Consider the following 15,428-nt stretch of genomic DNA (forward strand, 5'->3'; position numbering starts at 1 on the left):
GCAGTCGAAAGTACAAACAGCGTGCGGCGCGACATCACCGGCTTTTCCAACCCCCTCGTCAAGAGGATCCGCTCGCTGCGCGACAAGAAGCATCGCAAGCGGGAACGGCTGTTCCTGGCCGAGGGGCTGCGCATCCTGACCGAGGCGCGCGAGGAAGGCGTGATCCCGGACATCCTCTTCCACGCGACCGACGCCCAGCTGCACCCGCTCGCGATCGAGCTGATCGACGCGGTGGACGCGGCGGGGGGAGAGGTCGTCGCCACCACGGCGGACATCCTTTCCAAGATATCGGGCAAGGACAATCCCCAGACGCTGGTGGGCGTCTATCCCGACCGCACGACGCCGCTCGCCGATCTCGACCGCTCCGCCGCCGACCTGTGGATCGTCGCCCAGTCGCTGCGCGATCCGGGCAATCTCGGCACCATCCTGCGGACGGGTGATGCGGTGGGCGCGGGCGGGCTGATCCTCGTCGACGAGTGCGTCGATCCCTTTTCGGTGGAGGCGGTGCGTGCGAGCATGGGCGCGCTCTTCACCCAGAAGATCGTCCAGTGCCGCTGGGGCGAGTTCATCGGCTGGCTGCGGTCCGGGCCCGGCCAGCTGATCGGCACCAGCCTCAAGACCGACAAGGATTATCAGCAGCCCGCCTATGCCGCGCCCGCCTTCCTGCTGGTCGGCAACGAGGCGCAGGGCCTGCCCGCCGATTATGAGGAGGCCTGCGACCTGCTCGTCAAGATACCGATGCTGGGCAAGGCGGACAGCCTGAACGCGGCCGTGGCGACGGCGGTGATGGCCTATGAGATACGCAATCAGTTTCGCCGGGGCGATCCGGCAGGGGGACAGGGATGAACGAGGCGGCATCGATATCGGCCGAAGCCGGGGCCGGAACCGGGGCAGCGCCCGGCGGCTTGCAGGTGATGTGGCGGAACCGGCGGGTGCTGACCGCCAGTCTGGTCGGCACGTCGGTCGAATTCTACGATTTCTACATCTATGCGACCGCCGCCTCGCTGGTGTTCGGTCCGCTCTTCTTCCCGGCCTCCTCCCCCTCGGTGCAGCTGATCGCGGCCTATGCGAGCTTTGCCGTCGCCTTCTTCGCGCGTCCGCTGGGGGCGGCGATCTTCGGCCATTATGGCGACCGGATCGGGCGCAAGTCCACGCTCGTTGCCTCGCTGATGCTGATGGGCGGCTCGACGCTCGCCATCGCCTTCCTGCCGACCTACGGGACGATCGGCTGGTGGGCGCCGCTGCTGCTGTGCCTGATGCGCTTCGGGCAGGGCTTCGGCCTGGGCGGCGAATGGGGCGGCGCGGCGCTGCTGGCGGTGGAGAACGCGCCGCCGGGCTGGCGCGCGCGCTTCGGCATGTTCCCGCAACTGGGCGCGCCGGTCGGCTTCATCCTCGCCAACGGCCTGTTCCTGATATTGGGCGCGGTGCTTTCCGAGCAGGAATTCATGGCATGGGGCTGGCGCCTGCCCTTCCTCGCCAGCGCCGTGCTGGTGATCCTGGGCCTGTGGATCCGCCTGAAGCTTACCGAAACGAGCGAGTTTTCGGAGATGATCGCACATGAGGAAACCTCGCGCCTGCCGCTGGTCGAGGTGCTGCGGGATCATTTCACCCCGACCATCGCGGGCACCTTCGCGACCGTTGCCTGCTATGCGATCTTCTACATCACCACCGCCTTTGCGCTTGGTTATGGCACCGTCAACCTGAAGATGGAGCGCGAGGGCTTCCTGCTGCTCCAGCTGGGCGCGATCCTGTTCATGGCGCTGGGCATCATCCTCGCGGGCTGGTGGTCTGACGTGCGCACGCCCCGGCTGGTGCTGGTCGCGGGCTGCCTCGCCACCGTGCCGATGGGCGTGGTATTCGGGCCGATGCTGGGCACGGGCCAATATCTGCCGATCTACACCGCGCTGGCCATCGGCCTGTTCATCATGGGCTTCGTCTACGGCCCGCTGGGCGCGTGGCTGCCCTCGCTGTTCCCGACCCGGCTGCGCTATTCGGGCGTGTCCTTCTCGTTCAATGTCGGGGGCATATTGGGTGGCGCGCTCGCCCCCATCGTCGCGCAGTCGCTGGTCAGCCTCTACGGCGTCGGGACGGCGGGCCTCTATATGTCCGCCGCCGCGGCGATCAGCCTCGTCGCGCTGATGGTGTCGGGGAACGGGCACAGGCGCTGAAGCATTGATCGAAGGAACCGTTCCGCGATACGTCCCCGCGCGAACGCCACAAGCCAACGGGAGCCGCAATGCCCGCCACTCAGCCCGCCAACCAGGCGCAAGCCCCCGCCGAGGATCTTCCCATCCAGCCCCATGAGCTGAAGGGCCTTGCCGACAGCGCGATGGACTGGATCGTGTCCAACGGGGTGCAGATCGCGATCGCGGTGGCCGCCGGATGCGCGATCTATCTGGTCCTCACCCTCGTCAAGCGCAGCCTCGCGCGGCTGCGCGCGCGGGGCGGCGCGCCGATCGATTTCACCACGCTGATCGGACGCACGGCGGCGCGCACCACCCATTTCTTCATGACGATGGTGGCGGCCCGTCTGGTCGTCGGCTATGCCGACCCGCCGGCGCTGGTGTTCAAGACGATCACCTTCCTGTTCACCGTCGCCACCGTCTGGCAGGGCGCCTTGTGGGCGCGCGAGTTCATCCTCGGCCTGATCGAGCGCCGGGCGAGCCACGAGGGCGACCGGAGCGAGGCGCTGGTCAACGCGATGGGCCTGATCCGCGTGCTGGTAACGTTCGCGCTGTTCGCGATCGCCGCGATCATGATGCTGGACAATCTGGGCGTCAACGTGACGGGGCTGGTCGCGGGCCTCGGCATCGGCGGCATCGCCATCGGCCTTGCCGCGCAGGGCATCTTCTCCGACCTGTTCGCCGCGCTCTCGATCATCTTCGACCGCCCGTTCCGGCAGGGCGACACGATCCAGTACGACCAGACGACCGCGACGGTCGAGCATATCGGCCTCAAGAGCACGCGCCTGCGCTCGGTCGACGGCGAGGCGAAGGTGATTTCGAACGCCAATCTGCTCCAGAAGGAAATCACCAATTATCGCGACATTTCGCGCCGCCGCTATGCGATGCCGATCGGCGTCATCTACCAGACGCCGCCGGAAAAGGCCGAGCGTATCCCCGAAATATTGCGGGAAGCCGTTGAGGGCTGCGGGGCGGAATTCCAGCGCGCCGGTTTTCGCGGCTTCGGCCCCAGCAGCCTCGATTTCGACGTGTTCTTCATCGCCAACGGCCATGATGCCGATGCGGCGATCGCGCTGCGCCACAAGGTCGGCATCGCGATATTGAAGCGGTTCATCGCCGAAGGGCTGGAATTCGCCTATCCGACCCAGACCAGCTTCACCGCTGCACCGGACGGCAGGATGATCTACCCCTTCCCCTGCCCGGAGGCCGAAGGCAAAGGCGTCTGAGCCCGCCGCCCAGTTGCATCCCCACAAGGCGTCAGCCGCCTCCCCAAAGCGTGCCGGGGACGAGCCGCCCCCGGTCGAGCGTCAGCCCGCCTTCGCGATCCCGCTCCAGCAACAGCGCGCCGTCGAGGTCGACCCATTCGGCTTGCCCGGCGAGCAGGAAGGCGGGCGCGATGCCGAGCGAGGTCGAGAGCATGCAGCCCAGCATCAGCCGCTTGCCCTGCCCCTGCGCCAGTTCCGCGAGCGCCAGCGCTTCCGTCAGCCCGCCCGCCTTGTCCAGCTTGATGTTAATCGCCGGGAAATCGGCAAGGCGCGGCAGGTCGGCGCTGTCCTGACAGCTTTCGTCTGCGCAGAAGGGCAGCGCGGGGGAAAGCCCGGCAAGGCCGCCTTCCTCGCCATGGCGGATGGGCTGCTCGATCATCTCGACGCCGAGAGCCGCCAGCCTCTCCGTCTCGGCGATCAGGTCCATCCCCGCCCAGCTTTCATTCGCATCGACAATCAGCCGAGCGTCGGGCGCGCCCTGTCGCACGGCGGCGATGCGGTCCGCGTCGCCCTCGCCTGTCAGCTTGCACTTGAGGAGGGAGAAGCCGCGACGGACGGCCTTGCGCGCATCCTCCTCCATCCGGGCGGGGTTGTCGACGCTGATGGTGAAGGCCGTCACCAGCGGGCGTGGCTCCTCCAGCCCGGCCAGACGCCAGACCGGCGCGCCTTCCCGCTTCGCCTCCAGATCCCAGAGCGCGCAGTCGAGCGCATTGCGCGCCGCGCCGCGCGGCATGTCCCGATGGACGGTCTGCCGGGTCAGCGGGCGGCCGCGCAGCCCCTTGCAATAGGCCGCGATCGCCTGCGCGCAGCCTTCGGCGGTTTCGCCATGATAATAGATGGCGGTCGCCTCGCCCCGGCCCCGCAGCGCCCCCTCCCCGACCGTGCACAGCACCACGTCGACGAAGGTCTTCGCGCCCCGGCTGATGGTGAAGGAGCCGGCGACCGGCCAACGCTCCACTTCGACCGAAACCAGATGAGCCATCGCTGCGTGCCTGAAAAGAAGGAAGTTACCGCGAGTGGCCCGGCTCAGCCGTTATGATCGGCGATCCAACGCTCCATCACCGGGGCGATCTTCGTGCGCCAGCGATTGCCGTTGAAGATGCCGTAATGGCCCACGCCCGGCGCCATATAATATTGCTTCAGCTCATCGGGCAGGCTGGTCGCGATCGCGAGTGCGGCCTTCGTCTGGCCGAGGCCGGAAATATCGTCCCGCTCCCCCTCGATCGCCAGCAGCGCGATATCCTTGATCGCGCCGGGATCCACCCGCTTGCCGCGATGGGTGAATTCGCCTTTGGGCAGGCTGTGGAGCTGGAACACCTCGCGCACGGTCTGGAGGTAGAATTCCGCCGTCATGTCGCAGACGGAGCGATATTCGTCGTAGAAGCGCTTGGTCGCCTCGGCGCTTTCCTCGTCGCCGTCGACCAGATGCTTGAACATCTCCCAATGGCTGACCATGTGGTTGCCGAGGTTCATCGACATGAAACCCGCCAGCTGCATGAAGCCGGGATAGACCCGCCGCCCGACCCCGGCATAGGGATAGGGCACGGTCGCGATAACATTCTGCTCGAACCAGCTGATCGGCCGCTCGGTGGCGAGCTGGTTGACGACGGTCGGCGCCTCGCGCGTGTCGATCGGCCCGCCCATCATGGTGAGCGTGCGGGGCCGGTTCGGGTCGTTGCGGTCCGACATGATGCAGGCGGCGGCGTAGCTGGGCACCGAGGGCTGGCACACGGCCAGCATATGCGCGCCGGAGCCGATATGGGCGAGCCATTCGATCAGATAATCGATATAGTCGTCGAGGTCGAAGCTGCCTTCGCTCAGCGGCGCATTGCGGGCATCGCGCCAGTCCGTGATCCAGACGTCATGGCCGGGCAGCATCCGCTCCACCGTGCCGCGCAGCAGCGTCGCGAAATGGCCGGACATCGGCGCGACGATCAGCAGCCGGGGCTGGCCCTCCGGCGCGCCCTCCCGCACGAAATGGCGCAGCTGGCCGAAGGTGTTGCGCGCCTCTATCCGTTCGACGACCGGCACCTCGCGGCCGTCGATGACGGTCGAGTCCAGCCCGAAATGCGGCTTGCCGCGCGGCGCCGCCGCATGGGCGAACACCTCCAGCGCCGAAGCGAGGATCGGCCCGCCGCCGAAATAGGACAGCGGATTGGCCGGGTTGGTCAGCAATTCCGCGCCGACATTGGCAATGGCGCTGGCCCCCGCCAGCCAGCTGCGATGAAGCTCATAGGCATTGTACAACATCAGCGAATATCCTTGCGACCGACTCGACTTATATCATAGTCGGCTACCGCTTAGCATATTCCTATTGCGCTGCGAAAAGCTCCTTTTACCTTGTTTTACCTCGCCGCTTTTTGCCGAACATGATTGAGGCCGGGCATGTCCCCTGCTAAGCGCGTGCCCATGCCCTCCTCATCGCCTTCCTCATCCCCCGAAGCAGCGGCCCACAGGGCGCCTCTTTCCAGCCTGAAGAGCATCGGTACGCTGGCGGCCCGCTATCCGGGAAGGCTGGCGCTGGCCGGGCTGTCGCTGCTGATCGCCTCGGCGGCGACGCTGGCCATTCCCGCCGGGTTCAAGCTGGTGATCGACCGGGGGTTTTCGGGCAGCGGCGATGCCGCCGATATCGGCCACTGGTTCGAATATCTGATGCTGATCGTGGTCGTGCTGGCCATCGCCAGCGCCGCGCGCTTCTATTTCGTGTCGTGGCTGGGGGAGCGCGTCGTCGCCGATCTGCGCATCGCGGTGCAGGCCAATCTGCTGCGTCAGTCGCCCAGCTATTTCGAGGAAAACCGCCCGTCGGAAATCGCCGCGCGGATGACCGCCGATACCGCGATCATCGACCAGGTGGTCGGCTCCACCATCTCCGTCGCGCTTCGCAATCTGGTGACGGGCGTGGGCGGCATCATCTACCTCTTCACCATCGCGCCCAAGCTGACCGCGATATTGTTGCTCGGCATTCCGCTGATCCTGCTGCCGATACTGGTGCTGGGGCGCCGGGTGCGCAAGCTGTCGCGCCTCAGCCAGGACCGGCTGGCCGATATCGGCAGCAACACCGACGAGGTGCTGAGCGCGATGCGCGTGGTGCAGGCCTTCGGGCAGGAACCGCGCGAGGCGGAGCGGTTTTCCACCACCGTCGCCGCCGGCTTCGCGACCGCGCTGCGGCGCATCTCGCTGCGCGCGGTGATGACGGCGACGGCGATCTTCCTGATCTTCGGCTCGATCACGCTGGTCATGTGGATGGGTGCGATCGACGTCGCGGCCGGGCGAATGACGGGCGGCGCGATCGCGGCCTTCGTGCTGACCGGCGGGCTGGTCGCGGGGGCCTTCGGCGCGCTGTCGGAAAGCTGGGGCGACCTGCTGCGCGGGGCAGGCGCGGCGAGCAGGCTGGAAGAGCTGCTGCGCGCGCAGCCCTCGATCGCCGCCAAAGCGGGCACGCAGCCCATCCCCGATGGTGGCGAGGGCGTGCGCATCAGCTTCGAGCATGTCGAATTCCGCTATCCCAGCCGCCCGGACATGGCCGCGCTGCACGACTTCTCACTCGACATCGAGCCGGGCGAGCGGCTGGCGCTGGTCGGCCCGTCCGGCGCGGGCAAGAGCACGGTGCTGCAACTCATCCTGCGCTTCTACGACCCGCAGGGCGGGGTGATCCGCCTCAACGGCGTCGCCCTGACCGATACCGATCCGGCGCAGGCGCGCGAGCTGATGGCGCTGGTGCCGCAGGAAACCGTGATCTTCGCCGCTTCCGCGCGCGACAATCTGCGCTACGGCCGCTGGTCGGCGAGCGACGAGGAGATCTGGGCCGCCGCGCGCGCCGCCAATGCGGAAGAGTTCCTGCGCGCGCTGCCGGAAGGGCTGGACAGCTTTTTGGGCGAGAACGGCGCCCGGCTTTCCGGCGGGCAGCGGCAGAGGCTCGCCATCGCCCGCGCGCTGCTGCGCGATGCGCCGATATTGCTTCTGGACGAGGCGACCTCGGCGCTCGACACCCAGTCGGAACATCTCGTCCAGCAGGCGCTGGACCGGCTGATGCAGGGGCGCACGACCATCGTGATCGCGCATCGCCTGTCGACCATCCGCTCCGCCGACCGCATCGTCGTGATGGATCGCGGCACGATCGTGGAGCAAGGGACCCACGACCGGCTGATGCAGGGCGGAGGGTTGTATGCGCGGCTCGTGGGGCATGACCCGGAGGGCATGGTGACCTGAACGTAGGTGCCCCTGCGTGGTTAGGGGGCGGGATGAGCGGCAAGCCTGTTTTCCGACGCCTCACTTTGAAACCGGCGCGCACAGGGATTGGTCCGCTTCGCTAGGAAGCAGGGGCACCGCACTGGGCGATGGTCTGCATGTGGATCGGAACGGCAACATCGCCGGGCCGTGTACCGGAGCATAGCGCCGACATGGCGTCGGGTTTCGAGGGCGAGGGCAACTCCCGATATCATCTGCTGCGCGATCGAGACCGCCTCGACGGTGCGCACGAAACCGGCATGTTCGCGATGGCGGAGCAGGGCTGAAGGAAGTCGCCGGCCCTTCCTCGCCGTTCCCGACCGACCGGGGCATTTGCCGCGCGCGATGGCGAGCGTGCCCGCCTGTCCCGCAGGGGATCATCGCAATATATGATCGAGCACTGCCTCATAGAGCGGGGCGTCGAAGCGGCAGCCGACCTGATGGCCCTTCACCCACATCACGGTGGCGCGGCGGCCCTCGAAACCGGGAAACATGATCCAGATCGGCGAACCGGGTTCCAGCGTCACGAAACTGTCGATGCAAAAACCTTCGCGGGACAGATTGACGATCCGGCTGGAGAACCACCCCTCCCCCGCCCGGCGCAGCTTGACGTCGAGCATGGCCGCACGTCGAACGTCCCTTGGTCGAAGGGCTTTCGGTTCCGGCTCTTTGTCAGCGAAGGACATGCTCCAATTGCCTGTAATCACGGCCATCAGGATAAATGCTTATTCCGACCAATTGGTTAAAATCGGTCCGGTTGTTTGAGGGCAGCGGCACGAAAATCGAGGGAAAACAAGGTGAAGCCCCAGGACAACCGGGATGAGACGAGTGGCCCCGCGCCAGCGGCGGCCGGAGAGGAGGCGCGGCATGTCGCGGCCTCCTTCTTTCGCTGCCCCGCGCGTCTTCGTCTCGTACCGCTGCCCTCGACGAGAGAGCATGAGATGGCGATGGAGGACAGCAAGAAGGCGACGGAAGCGGGCATTAGGCCATTGCGATCGTCGCTGTTCCGTCCTGTCGCTTCTGTCGGGAAGAGCGTGGACATGAGCGATGTAGAGGCGACAGAAAGGGGGCGATGGAAGCACCGTCCGATCCGCTTCCCATTCCGATCCGCCTCCCCCATTTTCCTCCCTCTCCTGTCTCCCCCTGACAGGGAGATATGACCAAATGACGGAGAAGTGGCAGGACGGAACGATGGAAAGAAATGTCTACCTCCGCTGCTCTCCATTTTTGCCCTCGTGCCGCCTCCTCTGGTGAGGAAGTCCTGACATAAGCGAAGGAAAAGCAGCAGAAGGGAGCGACGGAGCAGGCAACGGAAAGGAACATTCGGCCAGCGACCGGAACCGAACCTCCACCGGCACCCGAAAACGAAAAAGGGAGGCCGAAGCCTCCCACCCTCGTCCACCCCGTCGCGGGGCGAATGCATGATCCCGAACGGATCAGAAATTGGCGTATTGGTCGTTACCAATGAAGCCAAGCTTCGTCACCTTGGACTGCTTGATAATCGCCAGCACTTCGTCGACGACGACGTAGCGGGTCTGCCTGTCCGGCTGGAACTGGAGTTCCGGCTCGACCGGCAGGGCCATCGCGGCGCGCAGATACTGGCGCAGCGTCAGCTTGTCGATCGGTGTGCCATTCCAGGTGATGTTTCCGGCCGCGTCGATGGCGACCTTGTTCTTCACCGGATCCACCGCGTCGAGCGGCGGATTATTGGCATTGTTCGGGAGGTCGATCTTCACCGCATGGGTCTGGATCGGAATGGTGATGATGAACATGATGAGAAGAACAAGCATGACGTCGATCAACGGCGTCGTGTTCATCTCCATCATCGGTTCGCCATCGTCTTTACCGCCACTCATGGCCATGGTCTAAACTCCTGCGAAACGCTTACAGACGCTGGACTTTGATATCGCCCGGATCAGGCTGCGAAATGAAGCCTACCTTGGGGAAACCAGCCAGCTGCATGGTGTAGATAGTACCGCCAATGCAGCGATAGGGCGTATTGATGTCGCCGCGGATGTGCACTTCCGGCAGATCTTCGGGGGTGAGGTTTTCGACACCGCCCGCCTTTTCGATATCCGCCTTCAGCTTGGCCACCGCCCTGTCGAGCAGCTCGGAGGAATTCACGCGAGTGAGATTCCAGTAAACCATGCACGAACCGTCCTTGTCGGTGGTAACCGAAAGGGAAACATTTTCCGGCTTCGTCGTTGTCGGCTCAAACGCGACCTTGGGAAGCTGAACTTCGATCGTCTGGACCACAACCGGAACCGCGATCAAGAAAATGATCAAGAGCACCAGCATGACGTCGACGAGCGGAGTCGTGTTGATGTCGGACATCGGCTTTTCATCGCCGCCGTCGGATCCAACGCTCATTGCCATCGATCAGTATCCTAACTTTGCTTATGTTCGGGCGAGATGCCCCGCAAGCGATGGCCGCGCGGCGTGGCGCGGCCATCCACTTGCCGAAGGATCAGGCCTTCTTCGCAGCCGGAGCAGCGGCAGCCGGACGCGCCGCAGCGGTCGGAGCAGCGGCAACGACCGGACGAACCTGACCACCCGAAACCAGGTAGCCCAGAACGTCGACCGAGAACCCGTTCAGGTCTTCGGCGATCGACTTGTTGCGGCGCTGCAGCCAGTTGTAGGCAAGCACGGCGGGAACGGCCACGGCCAGACCCAGCGCGGTCATGATGAGCGCTTCACCGACCGGACCGGCGACGGTGTCGATCGACGCCTGACCGGACGCGCCGATCTTGATGAGCGCGCGGTAGATGCCGATAACCGTACCGAACAGACCGATGAACGGCGCGGTCGCACCGACGGTCGCGAGGAAAGCGAGGCCACCGCCCAGCTTCGAGTTGATCGCCGCTTCCGAGCGGGCGAGCGAACCGTGCATCCAGTCATGCGCCTCGACCGGATCGGTCAGCTTGCCATGCTGTTCCTGAGCGGCCAGGCCGTCGTCGACCAGCTGCTTGTAGGCGGTATTCTTTTCCAGCTTCGCGGCGGCTTCCTTCAGCGAAGGCGAACGCCAGAAGCCCTGACGGATCTTCTTGCCCTGGTTGATGATCTTCTGCTGTTCGATCAGCTTGGTGAAGAGGATGTAGAACGAGAAAACCGACATGATGCAGAGGATGCCGAAAACGGTCTGCGAGATCAGACCACCCTCACGCAGCGCGGCGGCGAGGCCGTAGGGATTTTCTTCCGCAGCAGCAGGCGCGGCGGCGGCAATGATAGAGATCAACATGTTAGCACTTCCCTCTCAATACAAATTTGCGGTGCACCAGCGGTCCCTTTTGCGAATGCCCGGATGGCATCATGCATGGAGGACCGCCCTGAAACTTACTTCGGAATACGCCACACGAAGCGGCTGCTGTAGCTGTCGCCGACGGGATTGCCGCCGGTGTCCTGCGCCGGCCTGAAGCGCGCACGGCGCATCAGGAGACGGCAGGCCTCGCTATCCAGATCGGCATGGCCGCTCGACGAGGTAACGGTGCAATCCGTGACCCGGCCGTCGGGGCCGATGTCGAGACGGAAACCGACCGTGCCCTCGCGCTCTTCACGAAGGGCGCGACTGGGATAGTCGTCCGAAGTCACCCAGCTGCCCGGATTGCCGCGAGGCTGAGCCTTTTGGGCGGCCTTGGGCGGTGCAGGCGGCGGAGGCGGCGGCGGTGCCGGCGTCGGCGGCAACACCGGGGGCAGCGGCACCGGCGCGGGCGCGGTGGTGATCTGAGGCGCCGGAGCGGGCGTCTGCACGATCGCCGGAGGCGCAACCACAGGCGGCGGCGGCACATCCGCCGGCTTCGGCGGGGGTGGCGGCGGCTCGTCCGGTGGCGGCGGCTCTTCCTTCACATCAATAACGTTCAGCTGTTCAGCAGCTTTCTTGACATATTTCATGCCCAAACCGGTCACGAATGCATAGCCGAGAACAGCATGAATCAGGGCGACGATGACGATCGAGATTGTACGGCTCGATGTCTCCGAGTGGTCAGCGTAGGCCATCCAGCAACGACACTCCTTAACTCAGCTGCAATTAACAAAAATGAAGACGACACCCGATGCAAGGGCCTTGAAGGTGCACGGCTTTCACCAGCGAACCCCCAAGGCCCTTTTGCGATTTATCTATATTTACAATCTTCCTATCGCGGCAAACCAGCGGACGCAAACGCTTTATGATTGATTGCCGCATCAGGCTGCGCGAAAATGAAAAAAGATTGCGTGTGACACGGATAACACACATGCGGAAAGAGAGAGTCATGAATTTCCCCCGCCCCCCTGCCCTTGCCGCCGGATTTCTTTTCAACGCGTTGATAACGGGGTGCTTTTTACCCGGAGCAATGGCGATCGGCGCGCCGTCGGCGATGGCCCGGCAGGTCGAATCGCCAGCGCCCGCGCCGCTTGCCTATGCCGATGTGGCGGACCTGGTCACCGGCGCCCCCTATGTGGCCAAAGGACGCGTCACGAAGCTCCAGAAGGTCAGCGCGACGCCCGCCGGAGGGGGCGCCGCGCCCCGTAATTATCTGCTGATGACGGTGCAGGTGGAGGCATTGATTCGCGGCGAGGGCGGCATCGCCCCGCTCGTCACCTTCCTGACGGCCGACACCGGCCGCAAGGATTTCCCGCGCAAGAAGCAGCCGGTCCTCGTCTATGCGCGTCCGGGCGCGAAGCCGGGCGAAGTCCAGCTCGTCTCGCTCCACGCGCTGCAACCCTGGAGCGCCGATCTGGAAGCCAGGACGCGGGCGGTCACGGCCGAGCTGCTGAAGAATGATTCGCCCCCCGCGATCACCAGCATCGGCGACGCCTTCCACATCGCCGGGACCATCGCGGGCGAGGGAGAGACGCAGATTTTCCTCAAGACCTCGACCGGCGCGCCGGTTTCGCTTTCGATCGTCCGGCGCCCCGGCCAGCCCGCGCACTGGGGCGTGTCACTGGGGGAGATCGTCGACGAAGCCGCCGTTCCGCCCGCGCGCGACACGCTGCTCTGGTATCGCCTCGCCTGCGGATTGCCCGACCGGCTGCCGCCCGAATCCACCCGGACCCTCCCCCTTCCCGACGCCGAAGCGGCGCGGCGGGATTATGCTCTGGTTATGGAGAGTCTTGGCAGGTGCGACCGCACATTGTAGCGGAGCCACTGGCCGCCCGCCGCCTCATGCGAAAAGCGGAAGGCGAAAGGCGGCCGACGGACATGACAGCAACTGACAGGACATGGAAATGGAAGATCATCGCCCGATGCGCATAGGCATCGTCGGTCTGGGCACGGTCGGCGCGGGAGTGGTACGCCTGCTGGAGACCAACGAGGCGCTGATTACCCGTCGCGCCGGGCGGCCCATCGTCGTCAGCGCGGTGTCCGCGCGCGACCGGACGAAGGATCGCGGCATCGACATTTCCCCCTTCGCCTGGGTCGACGACATGAACGAACTGGCGCGGCGCGACGATGTCGATGTCGTCGTCGAGCTGATCGGCGGGGCCGACGGCCCGGCGCTGTCCTTGGCGCGGGTCGCGCTGGGCGCGGGCAAGCCGCTCGTCACCGCCAACAAGGCGATGCTCGCCCATCATGGCATGGACCTTGCGGGGCTCGCCGAGAAGGCGGGCATACCGCTTAAATATGAGGCGGCGGTCGCAGGCGGCATCCCGGTCATCAAGGGGCTGCGCGAAGGCGCCGCCGCCAACGAGATCAGCCGCGTCTACGGCATATTGAACGGCACCTGCAATTATATCCTGACGACGATGGAGCGGGACGGCAGCGATTTCGGCGCGGTGCTGGAAGAGGCGCAGCGCCTCGGCTTCGCGGAGGCAGACCCGACCTTCGACATCGACGGCATCGACGCCGCGCACAAGCTGTCGATCCTCGCCAGCCTCGCCTTCGGCACGCAGATCGACTTTGCGGGCGTCGACATTCACGGCATCCGCAACGTCACCGCCGACGATATCCGCGAGGCGGCGGGCCTCGGTTATCGCATCCGCCTCGTCGGCATGGCGGAGAATGACGCGGACGGCCTGTTCCAGCGGGTGCGGCCGATCCTGGTGCCGACCGACCATCCGCTCGCCCATGTCGGCGGGCCGCTCAACGCCGTGGTGGCCGAAGGCAATTTCGTCGGCAGCCTGTTCTTCCAGGGCGCGGGCGCGGGCGAAGGCCCCACCGCCTCGGCCGTGGTCGCGGACCTCATCGACGTCGCGCGCGACGAATATGGCGATCCGTTCGCGATGCAGGTCGCCCATCTGCTCAGGCAACCCAAGGCCGACAGCGGCAACCGGGTGGCGCGCACCTATCTGCGCTTCATGGTGCAGGACCGCCCCGGCGTTCTCGCCGAAATCGCCGCCGCGATGCGCGACGCGGGCGTCTCCATCGAAAGCGTGATCCAGCGCGGCGCGCGCGAGGATGGCTCCGTCCTGCTGGTGGTGGTCACCCATCACAGCGCCGAAAGCGCGATCCAGACGATGCTGAAAAGCCTCGCCGGATCGGAAAGCCTGACGAGCGATCCGATGGTCATGCCCATATTGAACTGAAACGGGGCAGAAGCACCGCGCGGTCACTCGACAAGCGCCGCGCCCCTCCCTATCGGGTGACATCTAAATTTGTGAGGACAATGATATGGTAGTGGCTAGTTCGGTTCTCGATCGGGTTCTGGTGCTGGAAATGGTGCGCGTCACCGAGGCCGCGGCGATCGCGGCTTCCCGCCTGATCGGGCGCGGCGACGAAAAGGCGGCGGACGCGGCGGCGGTGGAGGCGATGCGCCTTGCCTTCAACGATCTCTACATGGACGGCACCGTCGTCATCGGCGAGGGCGAGCGCGACGAGGCGCCGATGCTCTACATCGGCGAGAAGGTCGGCAACGCCATCGGCACCGGGCCGAGGATCGACATCGCGCTCGATCCGCTGGAAGGCACGACCATCACCGCCAAGGCCGGCCCCAACGCGCTCGCGGTGCTGGCCATTTCCGAGGAAGGCGGCCTACTGAACGCGCCCGATGTCTATATGGACAAGATCGCGGTCGGCCCCGGCTATCCGGAGGACGTGATCGACCTCAACCGCTCGGTGCGGGAAAATGTCGAGGCGGTGGCCAAGGCGAAGGGCGTCGCCGCCGACGAGATCATCGTCTGCGTGCTCGACCGCCCCCGTCACGAAAAGCTGATTTCCGAGCTGCGCGCGATCGGCTGCGGCGTGGCGCTGATCCCCGACGGTGACGTGGCGGGCGTGATCGCGACGACCAACCCGGAAACCAATATCGACATCTATATGGGCAGCGGCGGCGCGCCCGAAGGCGTGCTGGCCTGCGCCGCGCTGCGCTGCGTCGGCGGGCAGTTCAAGGGCCGCCTGCTGTTCCGCAACGACGACGAACGGTCGCGCGCGCGCAAATGGGGCATCACCGATCTCGACAAGGTCTATGACCTGAAGGAACTGGCGCGGGGCGATTGCATCTTCGCCGCGACGGGCGTGACCGACGGATCGCTGCTGGGCGGCGTGAAGAGGATGCCGGGCGGCCTGCTCACCACGGAAAGCGTGGTCATGCGCGCTTCCTCCGGCACGGTGCGCTGGGTGAAGGGCGAGCATCGCGTCGAGCGCAAGGACAAGTAAGCTAAGCGCGCTGCTGCGCCTGACGCTTTATACAGGGGATAAGGGCGGGTTTCTTTCCCGCCCTTTTTTCGTACCCATAGTGGCGGGCGGTTAGAGCGTTCGGGGAATAGATTGAATCATTGGGGGATTCCCAAGGGGGCCGGGATGTGATTCAAGGGCTGACTGGCGAGGGAGGCCAGTTTGTAT

The 15,428-nt window shown here is 65.5% G+C and carries 15 protein-coding genes; 8 read left to right on the plus strand and 7 right to left on the minus strand.

Going from position 1 to position 15,428, the window contains the following annotated elements; translation table 11 throughout:
- Positions 1–21: 21 nt before the first annotated feature.
- The 3 genes from GGR43_RS10755 (at position 22) to GGR43_RS10765 (ending at position 3,409) form a co-directional block, all read left to right on the plus strand.
- The gene (locus GGR43_RS10755; RefSeq protein ID WP_188071938.1) at positions 22–846 is read left to right on the plus strand and encodes a TrmH family RNA methyltransferase; all 825 of its coding nucleotides are present in this window, start codon (positions 22–24) and stop codon (positions 844–846) included.
- Positions 847–914: 68 nt separating this feature from the next.
- Positions 915–2,168: an MFS transporter gene (locus GGR43_RS10760; protein WP_188071979.1), complete on the plus strand. Its 1,254-nt coding sequence runs from the start codon at positions 915–917 to the stop codon at positions 2,166–2,168.
- Between the two features lie 68 nt (positions 2,169–2,236).
- Entirely contained in the window at positions 2,237–3,409 is a 1,173-nt protein-coding gene (locus GGR43_RS10765; RefSeq protein ID WP_188071939.1) for a mechanosensitive ion channel family protein, read from the plus strand.
- 31 nt (positions 3,410–3,440) lie between these two features.
- On the opposite strand, the gene GGR43_RS10770 is transcribed toward GGR43_RS10765, so the two are convergent.
- On the minus strand, positions 3,441–4,430 hold the full coding sequence (locus GGR43_RS10770) for a dipeptide epimerase (RefSeq protein WP_188071940.1): 990 nt from the start codon (positions 4,428–4,430) through the stop codon (positions 3,441–3,443).
- A gap of 44 nt (positions 4,431–4,474) precedes the next feature.
- Positions 4,475–5,698, minus strand: coding sequence for a polyhydroxyalkanoate depolymerase (locus GGR43_RS10775; protein WP_188071941.1), 1,224 nt, complete (start codon positions 5,696–5,698; stop codon positions 4,475–4,477).
- A gap of 159 nt (positions 5,699–5,857) precedes the next feature.
- On the opposite strand from GGR43_RS10775, the gene GGR43_RS10780 reads away from it, so the two are divergent.
- Both GGR43_RS10780 and GGR43_RS10785 read left to right on the plus strand, forming a co-directional pair.
- Positions 5,858–7,657 (plus strand): ABC transporter transmembrane domain-containing protein, encoded by a 1,800-nt coding sequence (locus tag GGR43_RS10780; protein ID WP_425502189.1) that lies wholly within the window; start codon positions 5,858–5,860, stop codon positions 7,655–7,657.
- 137 nt (positions 7,658–7,794) lie between these two features.
- Positions 7,795–7,962 (plus strand): hypothetical protein, encoded by a 168-nt coding sequence (locus tag GGR43_RS10785; protein WP_188071943.1) that lies wholly within the window; start codon positions 7,795–7,797, stop codon positions 7,960–7,962.
- A gap of 90 nt (positions 7,963–8,052) precedes the next feature.
- On the opposite strand, the gene GGR43_RS10790 is transcribed toward GGR43_RS10785, so the two are convergent.
- From GGR43_RS10790 to GGR43_RS10810, 5 genes are all read right to left on the minus strand, one after another.
- Positions 8,053–8,388 carry a PilZ domain-containing protein gene (locus tag GGR43_RS10790; RefSeq protein ID WP_343054478.1) on the minus strand — a complete coding sequence of 112 codons (336 nt, stop codon included), beginning with the start codon at positions 8,386–8,388 and terminating at the stop codon, positions 8,053–8,055.
- Positions 8,389–9,111: 723 nt separating this feature from the next.
- Complete coding sequence (locus tag GGR43_RS10795) at positions 9,112–9,537, minus strand: ExbD/TolR family protein (protein WP_188071945.1); 426 nt, start codon at positions 9,535–9,537, stop codon at positions 9,112–9,114.
- A 22-nt stretch (positions 9,538–9,559) separates the two neighbouring features.
- Positions 9,560–10,051 carry an ExbD/TolR family protein gene (locus GGR43_RS10800; protein WP_188071946.1) on the minus strand — a complete coding sequence of 164 codons (492 nt, stop codon included), beginning with the start codon at positions 10,049–10,051 and terminating at the stop codon, positions 9,560–9,562.
- A gap of 91 nt (positions 10,052–10,142) precedes the next feature.
- On the minus strand, positions 10,143–10,913 hold the full coding sequence (locus GGR43_RS10805) for a MotA/TolQ/ExbB proton channel family protein (RefSeq protein ID WP_188071947.1): 771 nt from the start codon (positions 10,911–10,913) through the stop codon (positions 10,143–10,145).
- Positions 10,914–11,008: 95 nt separating this feature from the next.
- Positions 11,009–11,668, minus strand: a complete 660-nt coding sequence (locus GGR43_RS10810) for an energy transducer TonB (RefSeq protein ID WP_188071948.1) — start codon at positions 11,666–11,668, stop codon at positions 11,009–11,011.
- A gap of 335 nt (positions 11,669–12,003) precedes the next feature.
- Between GGR43_RS10810 and GGR43_RS10815 the strand changes: the two genes are divergently transcribed.
- The 3 genes from GGR43_RS10815 (at position 12,004) to glpX (ending at position 15,242) form a co-directional block, all read left to right on the plus strand.
- Positions 12,004–12,789, plus strand: coding sequence for a hypothetical protein (locus GGR43_RS10815; RefSeq protein ID WP_246343539.1), 786 nt, complete (start codon positions 12,004–12,006; stop codon positions 12,787–12,789).
- Positions 12,790–12,877: 88 nt separating this feature from the next.
- Positions 12,878–14,173, plus strand: a complete 1,296-nt coding sequence (locus GGR43_RS10820; protein WP_246343541.1) for a homoserine dehydrogenase — start codon at positions 12,878–12,880, stop codon at positions 14,171–14,173.
- Positions 14,174–14,258: 85 nt separating this feature from the next.
- Complete coding sequence (gene glpX / locus GGR43_RS10825) at positions 14,259–15,242, plus strand: class II fructose-bisphosphatase (RefSeq protein WP_188071949.1); 984 nt, start codon at positions 14,259–14,261, stop codon at positions 15,240–15,242.
- The last annotated feature ends 186 nt before the right edge of the window (positions 15,243–15,428 follow it).

It is taken from the genome of Sphingobium jiangsuense (assembly GCF_014196495.1).
Classification (GTDB): domain Bacteria; phylum Pseudomonadota; class Alphaproteobacteria; order Sphingomonadales; family Sphingomonadaceae; genus Sphingobium; species Sphingobium jiangsuense.